The organism is Collinsella aerofaciens (assembly GCF_015560135.1).
Lineage (GTDB): Bacteria > Actinomycetota > Coriobacteriia > Coriobacteriales > Coriobacteriaceae > Collinsella > Collinsella aerofaciens_AN.
The window spans coordinates 1-2037 of record NZ_JADMRH010000044.1; the positions used below are offsets into that span (position 1 = coordinate 1).

General features: G+C 56.9%; 2 protein-coding genes. Both read left to right on the forward strand.

The genetic code is table 11. The features are described from left to right. Nucleotides 1–143: 143 nt before the first annotated feature. Nucleotides 144–941, forward strand: a complete 798-nt coding sequence (locus I2H19_RS09810; protein WP_195622542.1) for a tRNA threonylcarbamoyladenosine dehydratase — start codon at nucleotides 144–146, stop codon at nucleotides 939–941. 14 nt (nucleotides 942–955) lie between these two features. Continuing rightward, nucleotides 956–1738, forward strand: a complete 783-nt coding sequence (locus tag I2H19_RS09815) for a TatD family hydrolase (protein ID WP_195622543.1) — start codon at nucleotides 956–958, stop codon at nucleotides 1736–1738. Nucleotides 1739–2037: the final 299 nt, after the last annotated feature.

Consider the following 2037-nt stretch of genomic DNA (forward strand, 5'->3'; position numbering starts at 1 on the left):
GGGGCCTCGGGGGCGTTCGGCTAGCTGCGGGAACGGCCTGTCCGCCTAATGTGTTCGGCTGAGATCGGAAATCAACCAGGCAGAATAATACCTATAATGGCGATAGCCAATTACGTTAATTACTTCCCCATCGGAGGATATCTATGACCGAAACCGCAGTCGCCGCTCCCGTCGAGACGCGCGACACCAAGCTCGAGATCATCATGGGGCGCGAGGCGCTCGACAAGCTCGCCGACGCCACGGTGTTGGTGCTCGGCTGCGGCGGCGTGGGCTCTAACTGCTGCGAAGCGCTCGCCCGCGGCGGCATCGGCCATTTCGTAATTCTGGATAAAGACATCATTGCGCCCAGCAATATCAACCGTCAGGCCATCGCGTTTCACAGCACCATCGGCAAGCGTAAAGTTGATGTCATGGAGGCCATGATCCATGACATCAACCCTGCCGCCACCGTCATCAAGCGCACCGAATACCTGCTGAGCGACAACATCGACGAGTTCTTCGCGAGCGTTTTGGAGCAGACGGGTGGCAAGCTCGACTACGTCGTCGACGCCATCGACACCATCTCGGCCAAGCTTACCATTGCCAAATATGCTCAGGACCACGGCATTCGTTTGGTTAGCTCCATGGGCGGGGCCAACAAGCTCCATCCCGAGTGCCTCCGCTTTGCCGACATTTTCGATACGGTACGTGACCCCATGAGCCGCATCATGCGCAAAGAATGTAAGAAGCGCGGCATCAAGAGCCTACATGTACTGTTTAGCTGCGAGGAATCGGTTAAGACACAGCCCCGCGACCCTTCCAATATCCACGAGCGCACCGAGCTCGGAACCGCCAGCTTTATGCCGCCCATCATGGGCCAGATGATTGCCGGCGAGGTTATTCGCAAGATCAGTGGACGCGGTACCGAGCGCGTTCGCGCCGACGGCCAGCGCCTGGACTAGCAAGGCACACCGCGATGAAGCTGCAGTCCTTTGATGCTCACTGTCACCTCGACCTGATGGCCAGCCCGAACACCGTTGCCCACGAAGCCGCAGCGATGGGACTGGAGCTCTTTGATTGCGGCGTCGATCCACGCGATTTCGCGTCAGCATCCGAACGCGCCAGCAGTAGTCCCAACGTTATTGCAGGGGTGGGCCTCCACCCCTGGTGGATTGCCGACGGCCGATGCGGAACCGCCGAGGTCGGCCTGCTTTGTGAACTCGCCATCCGGGAACGGTTTATCGGCGAGGTCGGGCTCGATTTCTCGCCACGCTTTGCAGGCACCGAGGGAAACCAGACGCAGGCATTTGAACGGCTATGCCGAACGTTATCGCAGTCCCCGCTACCTGGACGCGTTCTATCCATTCACGCCGTTCGCGCGGCGGGAGCAACTTTGGACACTTTGGAGTCGAACGACCTTCTAAAGGACGTCCGCAACTCCCCCACCATTATCTTCCACTGGTTTAGCGGCACCTCAGATGAGTTTGTCCGCGCACGCATTGCGGGCTGCTACTTTTCCGTGAATGAACGCATGCTTGCGACCAAACGTGGGCGCGAATACGCGCGACAGATTCCACTTGATCGCTTGCTACTCGAAACCGACGCGCCGGCCGAACCAGACGCGGAAACATCCGCGCGACAGTTCGTCGATTCACTCATAAGAGTATCCGAGGTCATTGCTGCGCTTAAAAACTGCCCCGAGGAGAGCATCAAGTCGGTCGTCCTGGAAAATTCCCACTCCATTTTCGACTTCCGCTGACCTCGGTGGGCAAAAAATGCCAAATATGAGTACTGTTGTAAAACTGGTCACATTATTTTGCACCAAAACAACGACCTGATAATGTACAACTGTTCATTATCAGGTCGTTTTAGCATACCCAGGGACATATTAGACGGCTTTAAGTTGTCCGCAGACACTCAACTTGGACCTCAAGAGCCAAATTTTGCTGCTACTAAATTTGTGACGGTAGCGCGCAGAGATGTGGTGTAAGAGGCGGGGCATGCCCCGCCCCCTCCCTTTCTTGAAAGGGAGGGGACACCGCCTAGAATTCGTCGTTG

Excerpts from the sequence above, each read along its gene's own strand:
- I2H19_RS09810 (WP_195622542.1), top strand. The coding sequence starts at position 144 with ATGACCGAAACCGCAGTCGCCGCTCCCGTCGAGACGCGCGACACCAAG.
- I2H19_RS09815 (WP_195622543.1), top strand. The coding sequence starts at position 956 with ATGAAGCTGCAGTCCTTTGATGCTCACTGTCACCTCGACCTGATGGCC.